The sequence below is a fragment of the Thalassospira sp. Z349TD_5 genome (assembly GCF_056173045.1).
In genome coordinates this window covers 1,327,234-1,346,120 of the sequence record NZ_CM149654.1, presented here as the reverse complement: position 1 = coordinate 1,346,120, position 18,887 = coordinate 1,327,234, and the positions used below count along the sequence as shown (strand labels likewise).

General features: G+C 53.9%; 17 protein-coding genes. 10 read left to right on the top strand and 7 right to left on the bottom strand.

Going from position 1 to position 18,887, the window contains the following annotated elements:
* Nucleotides 1-116: 116 nt before the first annotated feature.
* Nucleotides 117-1,613 (bottom strand): glycerol kinase GlpK, encoded by a 1,497-nt coding sequence (gene glpK, locus AC0VXT_RS05985; RefSeq protein ID WP_475547907.1) that lies wholly within the window; start codon nucleotides 1,611-1,613, stop codon nucleotides 117-119.
* A 301-nt stretch (nucleotides 1,614-1,914) separates the two neighbouring features.
* Between glpK and AC0VXT_RS05980 the strand changes: the two genes are divergently transcribed.
* A complete protein-coding gene (locus AC0VXT_RS05980; RefSeq protein WP_475547906.1) occupies nucleotides 1,915-2,442 on the top strand; it encodes a hypothetical protein in 528 nt (175 codons plus the stop codon).
* A gap of 112 nt (nucleotides 2,443-2,554) precedes the next feature.
* On the opposite strand, the gene AC0VXT_RS05975 is transcribed toward AC0VXT_RS05980, so the two are convergent.
* Nucleotides 2,555-4,015, bottom strand: coding sequence for an NAD-dependent succinate-semialdehyde dehydrogenase (locus AC0VXT_RS05975; RefSeq protein ID WP_475547905.1), 1,461 nt, complete (start codon nucleotides 4,013-4,015; stop codon nucleotides 2,555-2,557).
* Between the two features lie 541 nt (nucleotides 4,016-4,556).
* Between AC0VXT_RS05975 and glpD the strand changes: the two genes are divergently transcribed.
* The 8 genes from glpD to AC0VXT_RS05935 all read left to right on the top strand — a co-directional run bounded on the left by glpD (nucleotide 4,557) and on the right by AC0VXT_RS05935 (nucleotide 13,297).
* Entirely contained in the window at nucleotides 4,557-6,107 is a 1,551-nt protein-coding gene (glpD, locus tag AC0VXT_RS05970; protein WP_475547904.1) for a glycerol-3-phosphate dehydrogenase, read from the top strand.
* A complete protein-coding gene (locus AC0VXT_RS05965) occupies nucleotides 6,104-7,204 on the top strand; it encodes an ABC transporter ATP-binding protein (protein WP_475547903.1) in 1,101 nt (366 codons plus the stop codon). The genes glpD and AC0VXT_RS05965 overlap by 4 nt, the downstream gene beginning before the upstream one ends.
* A gap of 15 nt (nucleotides 7,205-7,219) precedes the next feature.
* Nucleotides 7,220-8,314, top strand: coding sequence for an ABC transporter ATP-binding protein (locus AC0VXT_RS05960; RefSeq protein ID WP_475547902.1), 1,095 nt, complete (start codon nucleotides 7,220-7,222; stop codon nucleotides 8,312-8,314).
* A gap of 14 nt (nucleotides 8,315-8,328) precedes the next feature.
* Complete coding sequence (locus AC0VXT_RS05955) at nucleotides 8,329-9,201, top strand: carbohydrate ABC transporter permease (RefSeq protein ID WP_475547901.1); 873 nt, start codon at nucleotides 8,329-8,331, stop codon at nucleotides 9,199-9,201.
* Nucleotide 9,202: 1 nt separating this feature from the next.
* Complete coding sequence (locus tag AC0VXT_RS05950) at nucleotides 9,203-10,006, top strand: carbohydrate ABC transporter permease (RefSeq protein ID WP_101302526.1); 804 nt, start codon at nucleotides 9,203-9,205, stop codon at nucleotides 10,004-10,006.
* A 24-nt stretch (nucleotides 10,007-10,030) separates the two neighbouring features.
* Complete coding sequence (locus AC0VXT_RS05945; RefSeq protein WP_102785279.1) at nucleotides 10,031-10,303, top strand: DUF2160 domain-containing protein; 273 nt, start codon at nucleotides 10,031-10,033, stop codon at nucleotides 10,301-10,303.
* A 134-nt stretch (nucleotides 10,304-10,437) separates the two neighbouring features.
* Nucleotides 10,438-12,186 (top strand): ABC transporter substrate-binding protein, encoded by a 1,749-nt coding sequence (locus AC0VXT_RS05940; protein ID WP_475547900.1) that lies wholly within the window; start codon nucleotides 10,438-10,440, stop codon nucleotides 12,184-12,186.
* Nucleotides 12,187-12,436: 250 nt separating this feature from the next.
* Entirely contained in the window at nucleotides 12,437-13,297 is an 861-nt protein-coding gene (locus AC0VXT_RS05935) for a tetratricopeptide repeat protein (RefSeq protein WP_475547899.1), read from the top strand.
* A gap of 73 nt (nucleotides 13,298-13,370) precedes the next feature.
* On the opposite strand, the gene AC0VXT_RS05930 is transcribed toward AC0VXT_RS05935, so the two are convergent.
* From AC0VXT_RS05930 to AC0VXT_RS05920, 3 genes are all read right to left on the bottom strand, one after another.
* A complete protein-coding gene (locus AC0VXT_RS05930) occupies nucleotides 13,371-13,841 on the bottom strand; it encodes an NfeD family protein (RefSeq protein WP_475547898.1) in 471 nt (156 codons plus the stop codon).
* Between the two features lie 21 nt (nucleotides 13,842-13,862).
* The gene (locus AC0VXT_RS05925) at nucleotides 13,863-14,789 is read right to left on the bottom strand and encodes an SPFH domain-containing protein (RefSeq protein ID WP_022732194.1); all 927 of its coding nucleotides are present in this window, start codon (nucleotides 14,787-14,789) and stop codon (nucleotides 13,863-13,865) included.
* A 196-nt stretch (nucleotides 14,790-14,985) separates the two neighbouring features.
* Nucleotides 14,986-15,678 (bottom strand): NTP transferase domain-containing protein, encoded by a 693-nt coding sequence (locus AC0VXT_RS05920; RefSeq protein WP_475547897.1) that lies wholly within the window; start codon nucleotides 15,676-15,678, stop codon nucleotides 14,986-14,988.
* A gap of 153 nt (nucleotides 15,679-15,831) precedes the next feature.
* Here AC0VXT_RS05920 and sugE point away from each other — a divergent pair, with 153 nt between their 5' ends.
* A complete protein-coding gene (gene sugE / locus AC0VXT_RS05915) occupies nucleotides 15,832-16,152 on the top strand; it encodes a quaternary ammonium compound efflux SMR transporter SugE (protein WP_417824313.1) in 321 nt (106 codons plus the stop codon).
* Between the two features lie 78 nt (nucleotides 16,153-16,230).
* Here sugE and hydA read toward each other — a convergent pair whose 3' ends face one another.
* Nucleotides 16,231-17,682 (bottom strand): dihydropyrimidinase, encoded by a 1,452-nt coding sequence (gene hydA, locus AC0VXT_RS05910; RefSeq protein ID WP_101302461.1) that lies wholly within the window; start codon nucleotides 17,680-17,682, stop codon nucleotides 16,231-16,233.
* Nucleotides 17,683-17,844: 162 nt separating this feature from the next.
* Nucleotides 17,845-18,831 carry an ABC transporter substrate-binding protein gene (locus tag AC0VXT_RS05905; RefSeq protein ID WP_101302460.1) on the bottom strand — a complete coding sequence of 329 codons (987 nt, stop codon included), beginning with the start codon at nucleotides 18,829-18,831 and terminating at the stop codon, nucleotides 17,845-17,847.
* Nucleotides 18,832-18,887 lie beyond the last annotated feature (56 nt).

Genomic DNA, 18,887 nt, shown 5'->3' with positions numbered 1-18,887 from the left:
GCCCCACCCCGCAAAAAGAAAGGACGGTGCCAATGACACCGTCCTGAAATAGTACAAAGCATTTCGGATACTTACCAGCCCCACAACACAAAAGCCGGACAAGGCAGCCATGCGTGTTAGCCGTTCTGGTCTGTTTGCACCCGACCGACCGCATTTTTCCACCCGGCCAGCAAGTCTTCGCGGCGGCGCGGCTCAATAGCCGGGGTGTACCGGGCATCGATCTGCCAATTTTGCGCAATATGATCAAGATCGCGGTAAATACCGGCCTGCAACCCGGCCAGATATGCCGCCCCAAGGGCCGTTGTTTCGGTGACTTTGGGGCGTTCAACATCAATGCCCAGAACGTCCGAAAGCATCTGACACATCCAGTCATTGCTGACCATGCCGCCATCCACCCGCACCGCCTTTGGCGAAACACCGTCGGCCGCCATGGCTTCAAAAAGATCAAACGTCTGGTAACAAACACTTTCAAGGGCTGCGCGAACAAATTCACGCGGGCCGGTATCCCGCGTCAGCCCGAAAATAGCCCCACGTGCATCCGGGTCCCAGTATGGCGCGCCAAGCCCGGTAAAGGCCGGCACCAGATATACCCCGTGGTTGCCATCAAGCGACTTGGCCAAGCCCTCGGTCTCAGCCGCCGATTTGATAATGCCCAAACCATCGCGCAACCATTGCACCGCCGCCCCGGCGACGAAAATGGCACCTTCGATGGCGTAACTTGTTTTGCCATTCAAACGATAGCCAACCGTGGTCAACAGGCGATGCTGAGATGTAATCGCCTCATCGCCGGTGTTGAGGATCACGAAACAGCCGGTGCCATAGGTGCTTTTGATATCGCCCGGCTCAAAACAACATTGTCCGAATGCGGCGGCCTGCTGATCGCCCGCCATGCCAAGAACCGGGATTTCACGGCCAAACAGATCGGCATCCACCATGCCAAAATCGGCGGCACAATCGCGCACATCAGGCAGCATATTGCGCGGCACGCGGAAGATGTCACACAAATGATCATCCCAGTCGTTTTCGCGAATATTAAAAAGATTGGTCCGTGCGGCATTGGTGGCATCGGTTGCGTGGGACTTCCCACCGGTCAACCGCCACAGAAGGAAACTATCCACCGTCCCAAAGGCCAGATCGCCCTGCTCGGCGCGGGCACGCGCACCCGATACATGATCAAGAATCCACGCGACCTTGGTGGCGGAAAAATACGGATCAATCAAAAGGCCCGAGCGCGCATTGACCTCGGCTTCAAGTTTTGGATCGGATTTTTTCAAATCATGGCACAGGGACGCGGTACGTCGGTCCTGCCAGACAATCGCGTTATAAACCGGCTTGCCGGTTTTACGATCCCAGACCACGGTGGTTTCGCGCTGATTGGTGATCCCGATGGCGGCGACCTGTTGAATATCGACCCGCGCAAGCGCTTCTTTACAGACGGCGACCACCGTATCCCACAAATCTTCCGGGTCATGTTCGACCCAGCCATTATTGGGGAAATGTTGCGGGAATTCCTGCTGTGCGACAGAAACAGAATGGCCGCTTTCATCAAAGACAATCGCCCGTGAGCTTGTCGTTCCCTGATCAATGGCCAGAATATAACGCGTGTCGGTCATGTTTGTTTTCCTCCCGAGCCGGCAGTTTTCCTGCCGTATTCTCCTTGCATGAAATCATGCATTTCGGCCCGCCTAACAAACGTGACCGATGATTTTGTGCCCCTATTTAGGAAAAGTTTCGCACAAAAAACAATTCGTTTTCGAAAATTTTTTCACTTTTCCTCGCCAATGCCCTGTTTTCACCTCTCTTTCACCGCCTCTCCACCCCAGCAGAAAGTGCCACATAATCCCGGCACAGAGATTGCAGCAAATATTCGAAGTATGAATTTAAACCGGCATCTTTTTCCCATGGAGGGCTCTTATGGGATTGTATGACACGTTGATGAATGTCACCAACACCGCCTATAGCGCCAAAAACACTGTTGAGCAGGCACGGACGATTGCATCAAACAGCCAGCCGCTTCCTGAGAAGAACAAGGAAGAAAATGCCGAGCTGGCCTATATCCGCGAACACGGTTTCACCACCTACGTCAAAGAAATCGAAGACCGCAAGATCGAAGAAATGCGCGCCAAGATGCTGCAAAGCATGGGACTGGATGAAGATGCGCTGGCCGAAATGGACGGTACCCAACGCCAGGCCATCGAAAAAGCCATATCCGATGCGATCGAGCAGAAGCTTAATGGCAATGCAGTTGCCAATGCGGAAATGAACACGCCGGAAAGTGAGAGCGAACGGCGCGACAAGATGCAAGCACAGATCGCCTTTAACCCGCGCATGTTTGATGTCTTTACCGAACTGCAGTCGCAACTGCCCGCCGGATCATCGCAATCGATCCTTGGCGATGACAACAAGAACGCCAAAAACACCAAAGACGATCAGCTTATCTAAGGTCAGGACATATCATCCGGCCTTACCTGTCGATGAAAAAGGGGCGCTGCAACCAGCAGCGCCCCTTTTCGTGTAAGCGAGATTGATCTGGCGTTCTGCCAAATATCACACGTTATTCGTCAACGCCGCCCATGCAGACGTATTTGACTTCGAGGTAATCCTCGATCCCGTATTTCGATCCTTCGCGGCCAACGCCAGACTGTTTGAAGCCGCCAAACGGGGCGACTTCGGTCGCCATGACGCCGACATTCACCCCGACCAGACCACTTTCAAGGCCCTCGGCCAGCTTCCAGATCCGCGAGATATCGCGTGAATAGAAGTAGGATGCGAGGCCGAACTCGGAATCATTGGCCATCTCAAGCACTTCATCGTCCGTGTGGAAGCGGATCAATGGGGCCATCGGACCAAAGGTTTCCTCACGGAAGACCGTCATCTCGCGGTTGGCATCGGCAATCACGGTCGGCTGGAAGAACGACCCGCCTTTTTCATGACGCTTGCCACCGGTCAGGATGCGCCCGCCTTTGGACACCGCATCGGCAACCTGGCTTTCAACCTTCTGGATGGCCTTTTCGTTGATCAGCGGACCAATCACGGTACCGTCTTCGAAGCCATCGCCAACCTGCATTTTCGCGACCTTGGCAGCGTATTTTTCCGCGAACTCGTCATAAACCGCGTCATGCACAAACAGACGGTTGGCACAGACGCAAGTCTGACCGGCATTGCGGTATTTCGATGCAATTGCGCCGTCAACAGCGGCATCAATATCGGCATCTTCGCAAACGATGAACGGCGCGTTCCCGCCAAGCTCAAGACTGATTTTCTTAACCGTATCGGCACACTGACGCATCAACAAACGACCCACCGCGGTCGAGCCGGTAAAGGTCAGCTTGCGGACTTTGGCGTTCTCGGTCATTTCGGCACCGATTTCGACCGCATCACCCGTCACAATCGACAGCAACCCTTTGGGCAATCCGGCCCGTTCGGCCAGAACCGCCATGGCAAGGGCGGAATAAGGCGTTTCCATCGCCGGTTTAACCACCATCGCACAGCCAACAGCCAGTGCCGGGGCGGCTTTGCGCGTGATCATGGCGGTCGGGAAGTTCCACGGCGTGATGGCGGCACAAACACCCACCGGTTCTTTGAGAACCAGAACCCGGCGTCCTTCGGCAAAGGTCGGAATGACATCACCGTAAACGCGTTTGCCTTCTTCGGCGAACCACTGCAGGAACGATGAACCATAGGCGATCTCGCCCTTGGCCTCGGCAAATGGCTTGCCTTGTTCTGCCGTCATCAGGGTCGCCAGATCGTCCTGATTTTCCATCATCAGGTCGTACCATTTCATCAGAATGGCACCGCGTTCCTTTGCTGTCCGCTTTTTCCAAAGCTTCTGGGCCTTTTCGGCAACGTCAATCGCGTGCGCGACGGCGTCACGGCCAAGAACCGGAACCGTTCCAATCACATCCCCGTTTGCCGGGTTGGTGACCTGTTCTGTTTTCCCATCTGGGGCGTCGACCCATTCCCCACCGACGTAGGCCTGCTGGGTGAAGAGTGACGGGTCTTTAAGCGAAACCATTTTAGTGCCTCCGGTATTCTTCATTGGGAGTGACAAAATGCGATAGCCATCATCTAGTCTGCTCCGGTCAAGATGCCACATCTTCGCGAGATATTTATGGATTGGCAATCGCAAACAGGGACAAACCCACGCTTTGCAACAAGATTGCACCCCATACGCCTGAAAGAGTTGGTTTTGGCAGAATGTGCGGCAAACACGGTCAAGGCGACCTGTTCCCGTCATGCACATATATCGCCACCGCATATCCCTGCCGGGTATTTAACACCGGCGCTGTTTTTTCATTTTCAACCGATTCCGATCACCAAACCGGGCATTCAGAAGCAACTTCGCCCCCCTTTCCCAAACCGACGATATGCATCTGAATTCAAAATATCGTTCAATTACAATTTGTTATCGGTTATGAAATTCAGTTCACTATCGAAAATTTCAGCTCACCATAATTTTCGCTTGCAATTATTTTGGGTGGTTCGTAACGTCTATGACAATAAAGAACGACAGTTGAGAACATCTGTCACAAATAAGAGCACCAGGGAGGAAGCGGTTGCTCAGTTCAGAAACATACGACGTCGCCATCATTGGCGGTGGCATCAATGGCACAGGCATCGCACGGGACGCTGCGGGGCGTGGGCTTAAGGTCTTTTTGTGTGAAAAGAACGACCTTGCCAGCGCCACGTCATCGGCCAGCACAAAGCTGATCCATGGTGGCCTGCGCTATCTTGAGCATTACGAATTCCGTCTGGTCCGCGAAGCGTTGATCGAACGTGAAGTTTTGCTGCGTGCAGCCCCGCACATTATTTGGCCACTGCGTTTTGTTCTGCCCCATGTCAAAGGCCTGCGCCCGGCATGGATGATCCGCCTTGGTCTGTTTTTGTATGACCATCTTGGCGGACGCGAAAAGCTTCCGGGCTCTGAAGGCATCAAACTTAAAAACCACCCGGCGGGTAAACCGCTGGTCGATGGCATGAATAAGGCATTTGTTTATTCCGATTGCTGGGTACAGGACGCGCGTCTTGTTGTGCTAAACGCGATGTCAGCCCGCGATCTGGGGGCGGAAATCGAAACCCGTACGGAATGTGTTTCGGCCAAACGTGACGGTGATCTTTGGAAAGTGGTCATCCGCAATGAGGATGGCGAACGGACCATCCCTGCACGGTCTGTCGTCAATGCGGCGGGCCCATGGTGTGCCGAGCTTCTTGAAAACCGGGTTGAGGCCAAAAAGAAACAGGGCATTCGCATGGTTCAGGGCAGTCACATTGTCGTGCCCAAGCTGTTTGACCATGACTATTGCTATATCTTCCAGAACCCGGATGGGCGGATTGTCTTTGCCATCCCCTATGAACAGGACTTCACCCTGATCGGCACGACAGATCGCGATTACAAAGGTGATCCGGCCAAGGTCGCCATCAGCGCCGACGAAACCGACTATCTGTGTCAGCTGACCAACACCTATTTCGAAAAGAAAATCACACCTGACGATGTTGTCTGGGCCTATTCCGGTGTTCGTCCGCTGTATGGCGATGGCAGCGAAGACGCATCACAGGTCACACGCGATTATGTTCTTGAAATCGACAAGGGTGATCGTGACGGTAATGCTGCGCCGCTTCTAAACATCTATGGCGGCAAGATCACCACCTATCGCAGGCTGGCAGAATCCGCGATGAGCAAGATTTGCCCGCTTTTGGGGCACGATGACATCCGCTGGACAGCCGACAAACCCTTGCCGGGCGGTGACATGCCGAACGCGGATTTCGATGATTATTTTGCCGCGATGCACAAGAAATTTTCTTGGATTCCGAAACCACACATCTACCGTTACGTGCAAAACTACGGCACACTCACCAAACTGATCATTGGTGATGCGTCTGATCTGGAAGGGCTTGGTAAGCATTTCGGCGATGACGTATATGAATGTGAATTGCGGTATCTGGTTGATCGCGAATGGGCCCGAACGGTCGAGGATGTCTTGTGGCGTCGCTCAAAACTGGGCCTGCATCTTTCAGACCAAACACGTAATGCCATCACCCAATGGTTTAACACCGAACTGAAATCAAAAAACACCGTGAAAGCGGGCGAAGGAAACAGTGGAATATGACCCTTACGCTTGAAAACATCACCAAGACCGTGGGCGGGGAGACTCACATCGACGACGTGTCGATGACGCTGGAACCGGGGTCATTCAACGTCCTTCTGGGGCGGACTCTGGCCGGTAAAACGTCCCTGATGCGGATGATGGCCGGGCTTGAACCCCCAACCAGTGGCCGCATACTCGTCAACAATGCCGATGTGACCGGCATGGCAGTGCAGAAACGCAACGTCGCCATGGTCTATCAGCAGTTCATCAATTATCCGTCGATGAATGTGTATGACAACATTGCATCCCCTTTGAAATTACAAGGTGTGGATAAGGCTGAAATTGAAAAGCGTGTGCGCGAAACTGCCGAGTTGATGCACATCGAACATCTACTTGATCGCCTGCCACAGGAATTGTCCGGTGGACAGCAGCAACGCACCGCGATGGCACGCGCCATGGTCAAGGATTGCACGTTGCTTTTGCTTGATGAGCCGCTGGTGAACCTTGATTACAAATTGCGCGAAGAATTGCGCGAAGAAATTCCTAATCTTTTGGCCAAGCGCGACACCATTGTTGTCTATGCCACGACAGAACCAATGGAAGCCCTTCTTCTGGGCGGAAAATGTGCCGTCATGCACGAAGGCCGCGTCACCCAGTTCGGGCCGACCACAGAGGTTTATCACAACCCGGCTTATGTCGAGACCGGCCTGATCTTTTCCGATCCGCCGATCAATCTGCTTAAGGCCGAGGTCCGTGACGGTGCGCTGTATCTTGCCAGCGGCCATCAGGTTTCGCTGTCGGGTCACTTGGCCGATCTTGGCAATGGCAACTACACCGTTGGTGTGCGCGCCAATCATTTGTCGGTCGAACAGGAAAACGCACAGTGCGTTGCCATGCAGGGTCAGGTTGAACTGGCCGAAATCACCGGTTCGGAAACCTTTGTTCATGTTCACTTCAACGATGTTTCGTGGGTGATACAGGAAGAAGGTGTTCACAACCCGCGGCTTGGCGAAGCCACCACATTCTATCTCGATCCGAACCGTCTGTTTGCCTATGACGCCGATGATCGCCTTGTGGCAGCCCCGCCCAGTGAAATTCAAAACGGCAAGGCCGCCTGAGGTTGGAGAATTAAAATGGCACGTATCGATCTTAAAAGCCTTGCGCATTCATACTTCCCCGATCCGAAATCGGACGCGGATTATGCGCTGCGTCGCATGGAACATGTTTGGGAAGATGGCGGGGCTTATGCCCTTCTCGGCCCGTCGGGTTGTGGCAAGACCACATTGCTCAACATCATTTCCGGCCTTTTGACCCCGTCGGAAGGACAGGTACTGTTTGATGGCAAGGATGTCACCAAACTGGCCCCGGAAGAACGCAACATTGCACAGGTTTTCCAGTTCCCGGTGATTTACGACACCATGACCGTTTACGAAAACCTTGCCTTCCCGCTGCGCAATCGCGGTGTTGATTCCAAACGGGTCGACGAACGGGTGCGTGAAATTGCCGGGATGCTTGATCTGACCGGCAAGCTTAAGCAAAAAGCACGCGGTCTGGGCGCGGATGAAAAACAAACCATTTCACTGGGCCGTGGTCTGGTGCGTGATGATGTGTCGGCCATCCTGTTTGATGAGCCGCTGACCGTGATCGACCCGCATCTGAAATGGGTTCTGCGCCGCAAGCTCAAGGAAATCCACAACAAGCTGCGCCCGACCATGGTTTATGTCACCCATGATCAGGTCGAAGCCCTGACCTTTGCCGACAAGGTTGTTGTCATGTATGGCGGCAAGGTTGTTCAGCTGGGCACGCCTCAGGAACTGTTTGAAAATCCGGCCCATACCTTTGTCGGATATTTCATCGGCAGTCCCGGCATGAACATCATGGATTGCAACATTGATGACGGTGCTGCCTGGATTGATGGGCAACGCATCGCGCTTACCGACCGTCATCTTGATGCGGTTTCAAAACAAACCGGCAAGATTGAACTGGGCATCCGGCCAGAGTTCCTGAAACTTGAAACCGGCGACGGGGTCAGCAGCGACAACGGCGTTGCGGTCAATATCACCAAGGTCGAAGATCTCGGCCAGTACAAGATCGCAACCACCCGGTTCGGATCATCCGACATCAAGGTCAAGCTTGGCGAAGACGCCCAAATCATCGGTCAGTCCGGCGTGCTGCGTTTTGCACCCGAATGGACCAAACTTTACGCCGACAGTCAGTTGGTCGCGTAAGGGGGAATAGGGAAATGAACAAAATTACCAACAATAAGGCCTGGTTCCTCGTTCTGCCGGTCTTCTTTATCGTCGCCATCAGCGCGATCATTCCGCTGATGACCGTTGTGAACTATTCGGTTCAGGACATTTTCGATCCGCAAACGCGGTTCTTTGTCGGCACAGAATGGTTCGAACAGGTTCTGGGTGATCGCCGCCTGCATGACGCGCTGATCCGTCAGATCGTCTACACCATGAGCGTGCTGCTTATCGAAGTTCCGTTGGGTATTGCAGTTGCACTGACCTTGCCGCGCAAGGGCTGGGGTGTTTCGGCGTCGATGGTTCTTCTGGCCTTGCCATTGCTTATTCCATGGAACGTGGTTGGAACGATCTGGCAGATTTTCGGCCGTGCCGACATCGGGCTTGGCGGCTATGTCATCAATCTGATGGGCATTGACTATAACTATTCGCAAAATCCGATGGATGCCTGGGTCACGGTTCTGGTGATGGATGTCTGGCACTGGACCAGTTTGATTGTTCTTCTGTGCTATGCCGGTTTGCGGTCGATCCCGGACGCCTATTATCAGGCGGCCAAGATTGATGGCGCGTCGAACTGGGCGATTTTCCGGTTCATCCAACTGCCGAAAATGCAGTCGGTTCTGGTGATCGGTGTGCTGCTGCGCTTTATGGACAGCTTCATGATCTATACCGAACCATTCGTTCTGACGGGCGGCGGACCGGGCACGGCCACCACATTCCTCAGCCAGTTCCTGGTGACGATTGCGGTTGGTCAGTTTGATCTTGGTCCGGCGGCGGCATTCTCGTTGATCTACTTCCTGATCATTCTGCTGGTTTGCTGGGTTTTCTATACCGTCGTGATGAACGCCGGAAAGCGGGAGGAACAATAAAATGCGGTTCCAGAAACGTCATATCGCACTCATTCTTTACATACTGTTCCTGTTGCTGCCGATCTATTGGCTGTTCAACATGTCGATCAAGACCAATTCGGAAATTCTCGGTGCAATGACCTTGTTCCCGGACAATCCGACACTGGCCAACTATGCAACGATCCTGACCGATCCGGCGTGGTATTCGGGCTATATCAACTCGATGATCTATGTTGCGATCAACGTGGTCATATCCTTGGCGGTCGCCCTGCCCGCAGCTTATGCTTTCTCGCGATTTAACTTTGTCGGCGACAAGCATCTGTTCTTCTGGCTTTTGACCAACCGTATGGCACCGCCTGCTGTGTTCCTGTTGCCGTTTTTCCAGCTGTATTCAAGTGTCGGTCTGTTTGACACCCATATTGCGGTCGCCCTTGCGCACTGTCTGTTTAACGTGCCGCTTGCTGTGTGGATCCTCGAAGGTTTCATGTCGGGTATCCCCAAGGAAATCGACGAAACCGCCTATATCGATGGCTATTCGTTCCCGCGCTTCTTTGGCACGATCTTCATTCCGCTGATCCGTTCGGGCATTGGGGTGACGGCATTCTTCTGCTTCATGTTCAGCTGGGTGGAATTGCTGTTGGCCCGCACCCTGACATCGGTTGATGCAAAACCGATTGTCGCCACCATGACCCGTACTGTTTCGGCATCGGGGCTTGATTGGGGTGTTTTGGCCGCAGCGGGTGTTTTAACCATCGTGCCCGGGGCCTTGGTGATCTGGTTTGTTCGAAACTACATCGCCAAAGGTTTCGCGATGGGCCGCGTGTAATCGGAAAACAGGAGGAATAATAATATGTCTTGGATGGCCTGGACCCCGATTACGGCAGTGTTTTTCAGCTGCATTATCCTGATGCTGATCGGGATGGGAATTTGGCAGACAGTTTCACCAACGGTGCCACGTCGCGGCTTCTTGCCGCTGACCACCACGCGCGGTGATCGCCTGTTTATCAGCCTTCTTGGCGCGGCCTATATCCATTTGGGCTGGCTGGCATTTACCGATGCCGCCCTGTGGATTGCGTCAATCATAGCACTTTTCTGGCTCTTCATTGTGATGCGCTGGGGATAAGAAACCGGACCGGCACGGCGTCCTACACCCGTGCCGGTCCCAATCCATTCATTACGGTGGGTACCCGTCTTCCCCCACTGTTGATGACCGGTTCGACCGGACGAGAAAAAGGAAGACGATCAGGGAGAAACGACATGATCGTTAAGTTTAAGGGATCCTCTGCCGTAATCAAAGGCAGTGCAGTTGCCGTCGCCCTTGGCCTTGCCGTGCTGGCAAACCCAGCATCAGCAGACCAATATACCGACGCAGCGAAGAACTGGATCGACAGCGAATTTCAGCCGTCGAGCCTGAGTAAAGATGCCCAGATGGCCGAACTTGAATGGTTCATCAAAGCCGCAGAACCGTTCCGCGGCATGGACATCAACGTGGTGTCGGAAACCATCACCACGCACGAATATGAGTCCAAGGTTCTGGCAAAGGCGTTCTCGGAAATCACCGGGATCAACATTACCCATGACCTGATTGGCGAAGGCGATGTCATCGAAAAACTGCAAACTCAGATGCAGTCGAACCGCAACATCTATGACGCCTATATCAATGACTCGGACCTCATCGGCACCCATTCGCGTTATGACGCGGTTGTGCCGCTGACTGACTTTATGGCCAGCGAAGGCGCTGATGTGACCTCTCCGACGCTTGATCTGGACGACTTCATCGGTCTGTCCTTTACCACGGGCCCGGATGGCAAGCTTTATCAGCTTCCTGACCAGCAGTTCGCGAACCTTTACTGGTTCCGGTATGACTGGTTCCAGCGCGATGACCTGCAAAAGCAGTTCAAAGACAAATATGGCTATGATCTTGGTGTTCCGGTCAACTGGTCGGCTTACGAAGACATCGCCGAATTCTTCACCAATGACGTGAAGGAAATCGACGGTCAGAAAGTCTATGGCCACATGGATTACGGTAAAAAAGACCCGTCACTGGGTTGGCGCTTTACTGATGCGTGGCTGTCGATGGCTGGTGCTGGCGACAAGGGCATCCCGAACGGCCTTCCGGTCAACGAATGGGGTATCCGTGTTGAAGGCTGTGCGCCTGCTGGCTCAAGTGTCACCCGTGGTGGTGCCGCAAACGGCCCGGCAGCGGTTTATGCTTTGACCAAATACATTGATTGGCTCAAAGCCTATGCGCCGCCAGAAGCCGCTGGCATGACCTTTGGTGAAGCTGGTCCGGTTCCGGCCCAGGGCCAGATTGCTCAGCAGATCTTCTGGTACACGGCCTTTACCGCCGATATGGCGAAAAAAGGTACGCCAGTTGTGAATGACGATGGCACGCCGAAATGGCGTATGGCCCCGTCCCCGCATGGCCCGTACTGGGAAGAAGGCATGAAGCTTGGTTATCAGGATGTGGGTTCCTGGACGCTGATGAAGTCCACCCCGCTTGAGCGCCGTAAAGCAGCATGGCTCTATGCACAGTTCACGACGTCGAAATCGGTATCGTTGAAAAAGACCCTTACGGGCCTGACACCGATCCGTCAGTCTGACCTGGATTCCCAGGCCATGACCGACATCGCACCGAACTGGGGTGGTCTGGTTGAGTTCTATCGCTCACCTGCCCGTGTTCAGTGGTCCCCGACCGGTACCAACGTTCCCGATTATCCAAAACTGGCTCAGCTCTGGTGGCAGAACGTTGCCGAAGCTGTTACCGGGGAACGGACCCCGCAGGAAGCAATGGATAACCTTGCAACTGCGATGGACCGTGTGATGCAGCGTCTGGAACGTGCAGGCATCGGTGGTGAATGTGCACCGAAGCTGAACGAAGAACGTGACGCACAATACTGGTTCGACCAGCCGGGTGCGCCGAAACCGTTGCTCGACAACGAAAAACCGCAGGGTGAGACCGTTAAATATGACGATCTGATCGCGGAATGGAGTGCTGCCCAGTAATTCGGGCTTCACTACTGGGGGTGTCGGGGGTGATTTTTCATCCCCGGCCGTCCCACCGGATTTTAAAGACGTTCTTTTGTTGATCCCTATTTCACACCCGAATTTGTATTTTTTAAATCAATTCACGCATCTGCCCTCAATCTGATCCTCCCTGCCATGAGCGGACTTTCCGGGACTGATACCGCCCCAAAGCACCATCAGTCCCGGAGCTTTTTGGCCGCCACACAGCAAGAATGTTAGACAGAAGTTTATGAAAACCCTGATTACCCGTTTTTCCAAATCACCCGCGGCACTTATCCTGACCGCATCCCTGACATTGGTCCCATTCGCCGGTCAGGCCGATGCATCTTCTGTACTTGATGACGGCATTTCGGCCTACCGCCATGGTGATTTTGAAAAATCGGCACAGGTTTTTACCTCGCTTGCCGATCAGGGCAACGCCACCGCGCAGTACCTTTTGTCGTGTCAAATGATCAATGGTGTCGGCGTTAAGGCCAATGAAGACGCCGGATGGACCATGATGAAGGCGTCGGCGGGCAATAAGAACCCTGATGCCAGCATTGTCATGGCCCGCAAACTTGAGGCGACTGGCGCCCCTGCCGATCTGATCCGCACCCTGTATCAACAGGCCGCCGATCAGGGACAAACACAAGCCATGCTGTGGCTTGCCCTTGATGCGCTTGATCAGGGTAAAACCGACCCGGCAAAAGAATATCTGACCACCGCATGGGAGGCTGGTGATCCGCGTGCGGCCACCCTTCTTGCCAACCGCTTTGCCGCCAGCGATACCGCACGCTATCAATATCTGCGCCAAGCGGCCGAACGCGGTGAAATGCGCGCCGCAGCTTATCTTGCCGAAGAAGCCAAGTCCCTTGGCGATCCGGCCGAAGCCGTTGGTTGGTGCGCGATTGCCACCGGCCTTCCCGGCCACACCGAAGATGTCAACTGGAAAACCATTGGCGATGCGGTCGAAAAGAACTGTGGCAAGTACGACAAGGATCTTGAACCGACGGAGCGCGCAGCCAACCGTGAACGGGTTGATCAGTTTCTGGCCCGGTTCTTTGACGACTATAAGCCCTGGACGCCGTGGCGGGCCTGTGCGGTCAACTAACCAAATCAAAAAGGCCCCGATCAACCACGATCGGGGCCTTTCATTTACCAGAAACGTGACTAGGATCTAAACCCTAGCTTGGTGCGTCGGTTTTGACCGCCTCGATAAGAAGCATACTGCCTTCGATGCCGCAGACACGGACTTTCTGTCCTTTGGCAAGGTCTTCGTCTGATTTCAGGACCCAGCTTGATCCATAGACGCTTTGGCGCACGCGGCCATTGGTGGTTTTTTCGGTCAGGACCGTTGTTTTACCAACCAGCGAAGAACTGGCACTGCTGACATCTTGCTCGTTCGCACCGGAAACCCCGGGACGAAAGAACCGTCGTCCGATCACGAACGACAGCACACTAAACACGCCAAACGCGATCAGTTGCAGTTCCACAGAAATGTCGGGAACCAACAAAACGACAAATCCCACGGCCGCCGCCGCGACGGACAACCACAAGAAAATGATCCCCGGCAACACCATTTCAAGTACGAGCATCAAGCAGGCCAAAATCCACCAATGCCAAAACTCGATACTCAGATCAGCAAACAAATCCATTACAGCGATCCCAAGGTCACGTTAGCTTTTATCCGTCTGCGAAATCGTTTTGATCAACTCGGCAACACCGCCAATCGATCCAACGACACCTGACGCATCGAGCGGCATAAACACCAGTTTACTATTGGGGCTTGATGCAATTTGGCCCAGTGACTCAACATATTTCTGAGCAACAAAGTAATTGATCGCCTGAACATCGCCTTCGCGGATGGCTTTGGACACCGTTTCGGTTGCTTTGGCTTCTGCCTCGGCCGTACGTTCACGGGCCCGTGCATCCAGCTCGGCAGCGGCCATGCGGCCTTCTGCGGCCAGAATGGCCGCCGATTTTTCACCTTCGGCGCGCTTGATGTTGGCTTCACGTTCACCGTCAGCTTCAAGGATAAGCGCACGTTTTTCGCGTTCTGCCTTCATCTGACGGTTCATGGCATCGGTCAGATCTTCGGGCGGATTGACGTCCTTGATCTCAACCCGGGTGATTTTAACACCCCAATCGCTTGTCGCTTCATCAAGAACTGCCAAAAGCAACAGGCTGATCTTTTCGCGGTTTGACAGCATCTCGTCGAGTTCCATCGAGCCGAGCACACTGCGCAAATTGGTCATTGCCAAATTCTGAACCGCATAATCAAGCCGTTCGACTTTATAGGCCGCATCTTTGGTGGTGGTCACCCGGATGAAGACGACACCATCAACCGCAACGGACGCATTATCCTTGGAAATGACTTCCTGACTGGGAATGTCAAGTACCCGTTCCATCAGGCTCATACGCTGTCCGAGCCGATCAATAATCGGGACCAGGACGTGCATCCCAGGATCAAGCGTGCGCAAATAGCGGCCCAGTCTTTCGACGGTAACTTCGTAGCCCTGCGGCACGATCTTGACACTCATGAAAGTCAGAACGACTGCCAGCACAACAAAGGCGAGCGAGAATATTGCAAACGTCGATTGCATCTTTAGCCCTTAGAATGTCGAATCTGATAACGAAGATTCGGTGTTTAGATGGCCAGATCGGCGCAAAACATAGCCAAACGAGAACCACCAGAAATGAACAAGTCCAATCATACCTGCAACCTGCATTTGGTGTGCAATAATATTGTTCGAACTTTGATTTTCTAGAACATCACCCAAATGCCGTCCGGGGGAAGGGTTAGCCCCCCTTGCCGCCGACAAAGCCAGACAGCATTTTATGAAGTGCGCTTAAATCCTCCGGTGAGTTGACATTGGTAAAGGGCTCAATCGCCCCGTCGGAAACAGGAAACGTCACCTTTACCGCATCCATCATCCGCAAGGCAGCCCCAACGCGGCGGTTATCGTCGGCAAGCTGCCTTGCAATAACCGGCGCACTGCCGCGATGCCAGATACTTGAAAGATAATGATCCCGATCCGCGTAGCTGGCAAAGGCGGCTTTGACGTCTGCATTTCGGGCACCGCTCAACAACTGCGCAACCATGTCATCGGGTACAATCGGGCAATCGACTGGAAAACTCACAAGCCAGTCAATGTCGCCCGGCAATACATCCAGCCCCCCCAGAACGCCGCCCAACGGTCCCTGCCCGGCTTTGGGAAGGTCCCGCACCACCGACACGTCATATTCGGCAAATATCGCGGTATCTTCGTTTGACGAAATCATCACATGATCGCATTGGGCCCGCGCTGCTTTGATCACGCGCGCCAGCAATGTCATGCCGCCCACTTCGCGAAACGGTTTGTTGCCGCCCATGCGCCGCCCCGCGCCGCCAGCAAGGATCAGGGCGGCGGTCTTTGGTATGGCACAGGTATCAGATGATCTCATCATGTCGCCCAGAATGCTCAGAATAATGACAAAGTGGCATAGCGCCATTGCCAATCGGACAATTGCCCACCGGTGATTTGTCGCCTATAAATCCTGTTAGCACAATGGTGACCTTGCGCGCGCAAGGCACCCGGAAAACCGGACGACCGGTTTTCGGTATCAGAGCAACGGGGACGGCCCCTTTTTAAAAGGAGGCCGCCGATGGCCTGGATTGCATTGATCATTGCCGGTGTTTTGGAAGTTTGCTGGGCATCTGGCCTGAAATATTCCGAAGGTTTCACCAAACCCGTCCCGACCATTTTTACTCTTGTCACCATGGCCGGCAGTTTCTGGCTGCTCGCGCTTGCCATGCGGACCATTCCGCTGGGCACGGCTTATGCCATCTGGACCGGAATTGGCGCGGTTGGTGCGGTGATTTTTGGCATCGTCATGCTGGGCGAAGCGGCAAATATTGGCCGTTTGATCGCAATTTGCATGATCCTTGGCGGGATTGTGATGCTGAAACTGTTTAGCCCAAACTGACAGTCCCAAACGCAGCGCAGAATGCAAAACGGGGCAGCCGATGACTGCCCCGTTTGTCGTGCTATACCTGAACGAACCTTAGACGCCCGCTGGAATGCCTTTGCGTTCCACTTTGCGCGGTGAGGTCAGCTCTTTCCACTTTGAAAGCGCCTTGTTGACTGCCGGGTAAGCATCACGACGGACAAACTCGCCATCCCCGCATTTGGCAACAACAACGCCTTCCTCGGCGGCGATGCGGCCACGGCTGATGGTGTAGCGCGGAAGACCGGTGACTTCGATACCTTCAAACACATTGTAATCAATTGCCGATTGCTGGTGTTTCGCCGTAATGGTTTTTGACACCTTCGGATCCCAAACCACAAGGTCAGCATCCGCCCCGACAAGGATCGCCCCCTTACGCGGATAGACATTCAAAATCTTGGCAATGTTGGTCGATGTGACGGCCACGAATTCATTCATGGTCAAACGACCGGTATTCACACCGCGCGACCAAAGAAGCGGCATGCGGTCTTCAAGACCACCCGTCCCGTTCGGGATTTTAGTGAAATCACCAACGCCCATGCGTTTCTGTTCCGTCGTAAACGCGCAGTGGTCGGTTGCCACCACCTGAAGGCTGCCCGATGCCAGACCGTTCCAAAGACCGTCCTGATGTTCCTTGCTGCGGAATGGCGGGGACATAACCCGGCGTGCGGCGTGATCCCAATCGGTGTTTTTATATTCGCTGTCATCCAAAACAAGATGCTGGATCAGCGGTTCGCCAAACACACGTTTGCCGTTCTGGCGTGCGCGGCGGATGGCTTCGTGGGCCGGTTCGCACGACACATGCACGATATAAAGCGGCACATTGGCCATATCTGCAATCATGATCGCACGGTTACATGCTTCGCCCTCAACATCCACGGGGCGGGAATAGGCGTGCGCCTCAGGCCCGTTATTGCCTTCGGCCAGCAATTTTTGCTGCAAGGTCGCGACCACATCGCCGTTTTCGGCATGAACCAGTGGCATTGCCCCCAGTTCGGAACAGCGCTGGAAGGATGCAAACATTTCATCATCATCGACCATAAGCGCGCCCTTATAAGCCATGAAGTGCTTAAAGGTGTTGATGCCCTTTTCCTCGACGACGATTTTCATTTCGTCAAAGACCTGCTCGCTCCACCAGGTCACCGCCATATGGAATGAATAATCACAAACGGCTTTGGATGATTTGTTATCCCACGCCTGAAGCGCTTCAAGCAGCGACTGGTTCGGGGCTGGCAAACAGAAATCGACCACCATGGTCGTGCCACCGGCAACAGCCGCCTTGGTGCCGCTTTCAAAATCGTCTTCGGAATAGGTGCCCATAAAGGGCATTTCCATGTGGGTGTGCGGATCAATCCCGCCGGGCATGACATAGCAACCGTCGGCGTCAATCACCTTGTCACCGGTCAGATTGTCCCCGATCGCGGCGATTTTGCCGTCTTCGACCAGAATGTCAGATTTATATGTCAGATCGGCGGTAACAATGGTTCCGCCACGAATAACCATGGACATGGGTGGCTCCTTGTCTGTCTCTTGCGGAAAGGTGCGGGCAGCCCGGCATTCCGTCTGTTTCCCCAACTATGTCGGGGCATCATCTAAAGCATTTTCGGGAGGTGAACCCGTCCGGCGAACAGATGCCCGCCGGACGGTTTAAAGTCGCGGTTCAAGAACCGATTACATTGCCGATTTATCGGTTACGGCATGGGTCCAGGCACCTTCCGGTTTTTTGGTAATCACCGGATCAGAACCACCCGACAGCAGGCTATCGACGGTCCGCTGATAGGCCGCTTCGTCCAATGCACCGCTATCACCAAGCAGTTTGGCAACTTCGGTCATCATGCGGACCTGATGTTTTTCGGTCTGGGCACCGGTCATATCGTTATCAAGAACGATCATGGCCGCGTCTTGCGGGTTTTCTTTCGCCCACATCCAGCCTTTCATGCTGGCATCGACGAAGCGCGCCATTTTATCGACAAATGCCGGGTCCTTGAGGTTGTCCTCAAGCACATAAAGACCGTCTTCAAGGGTCGCAACACCCTGATCTTCGTATTTGAAGACCTTCAGGTCATCGGCTGAAATACCGGCATCAATCACCTGCCAGTATTCGTTATAGGTCATGGTCGAAATGCAATCGGCCTGCTTCTGGATCAGTGGATCAACGTTAAAGCCCTGTTTAAGGACGGTAACACCCTTGTCGCTGCCATCGGTCGGAATGCCAAGTTTCGACATCCAGCTTAGGAACGGATATTCATTGCCAAAGAACCAGACGCCAAGGGTCCGGCCCGGAAAATCGTCCGGGCTTTCAACGCCGGTTTCTTTCAAGCAGGTCAGCATCATGCCCGATTTGGCAAATGGCTGTGCGATATTGACCAGCGGAACGCCTTTTTCGCGTGACGCCAATGCCGATGGCATCCAGTCAACAATCACATCCGCACCACCGCCAGCAATTACCTGCGGCGGGGCCACATCCGGGCCGCCCGGGTTGATGGTAACGTTCAGATCGGCGTCTTCGTAGAAGCCTTTATCAAGTGCCACGTAATAGCCGGCAAACTGAGCCTGCGTAACCCATTTAAGCTGCAGGGTTACGTCATCTGCTGCCATCGCTGAAAGCGATGTCAAACCGAAACTCAACCCTAGTGCAGTCGCCAATAATTTCTTCATTCGTCGATGTCTCCTCAAGGTTATCGTCAAGTCCTCCCGGTGGGTCGTCTTTGATT

Coding starts and splice junctions, on each gene's coding strand:
- glpK (WP_475547907.1), bottom strand. CDS start 1,613: ATGACCGACACGCGTTATATTCTGGCCATTGATCAGGGAACGACAAGC.
- AC0VXT_RS05980 (WP_475547906.1), top strand. CDS start 1,915: ATGGGATTGTATGACACGTTGATGAATGTCACCAACACCGCCTATAGC.
- AC0VXT_RS05975 (WP_475547905.1), bottom strand. CDS start 4,015: ATGGTTTCGCTTAAAGACCCGTCACTCTTCACCCAGCAGGCCTACGTC.
- AC0VXT_RS05965 (WP_475547903.1), top strand. CDS start 6,104: ATGACCCTTACGCTTGAAAACATCACCAAGACCGTGGGCGGGGAGACT.
- AC0VXT_RS05960 (WP_475547902.1), top strand. CDS start 7,220: ATGGCACGTATCGATCTTAAAAGCCTTGCGCATTCATACTTCCCCGAT.
- AC0VXT_RS05955 (WP_475547901.1), top strand. CDS start 8,329: ATGAACAAAATTACCAACAATAAGGCCTGGTTCCTCGTTCTGCCGGTC.
- AC0VXT_RS05950 (WP_101302526.1), top strand. CDS start 9,203: ATGCGGTTCCAGAAACGTCATATCGCACTCATTCTTTACATACTGTTC.
- AC0VXT_RS05945 (WP_102785279.1), top strand. CDS start 10,031: ATGTCTTGGATGGCCTGGACCCCGATTACGGCAGTGTTTTTCAGCTGC.
- AC0VXT_RS05940 (WP_475547900.1), top strand. CDS start 10,438: ATGATCGTTAAGTTTAAGGGATCCTCTGCCGTAATCAAAGGCAGTGCA.
- AC0VXT_RS05935 (WP_475547899.1), top strand. CDS start 12,437: ATGAAAACCCTGATTACCCGTTTTTCCAAATCACCCGCGGCACTTATC.
- AC0VXT_RS05930 (WP_475547898.1), bottom strand. CDS start 13,841: ATGGATTTGTTTGCTGATCTGAGTATCGAGTTTTGGCATTGGTGGATT.
- AC0VXT_RS05925 (WP_022732194.1), bottom strand. CDS start 14,789: ATGCAATCGACGTTTGCAATATTCTCGCTCGCCTTTGTTGTGCTGGCA.
- AC0VXT_RS05920 (WP_475547897.1), bottom strand. CDS start 15,678: ATGGCGCTATGCCACTTTGTCATTATTCTGAGCATTCTGGGCGACATG.
- sugE (WP_417824313.1), top strand. CDS start 15,832: ATGGCCTGGATTGCATTGATCATTGCCGGTGTTTTGGAAGTTTGCTGG.
- hydA (WP_101302461.1), bottom strand. CDS start 17,682: ATGTCCATGGTTATTCGTGGCGGAACCATTGTTACCGCCGATCTGACA.
- AC0VXT_RS05905 (WP_101302460.1), bottom strand. CDS start 18,831: ATGAAGAAATTATTGGCGACTGCACTAGGGTTGAGTTTCGGTTTGACA.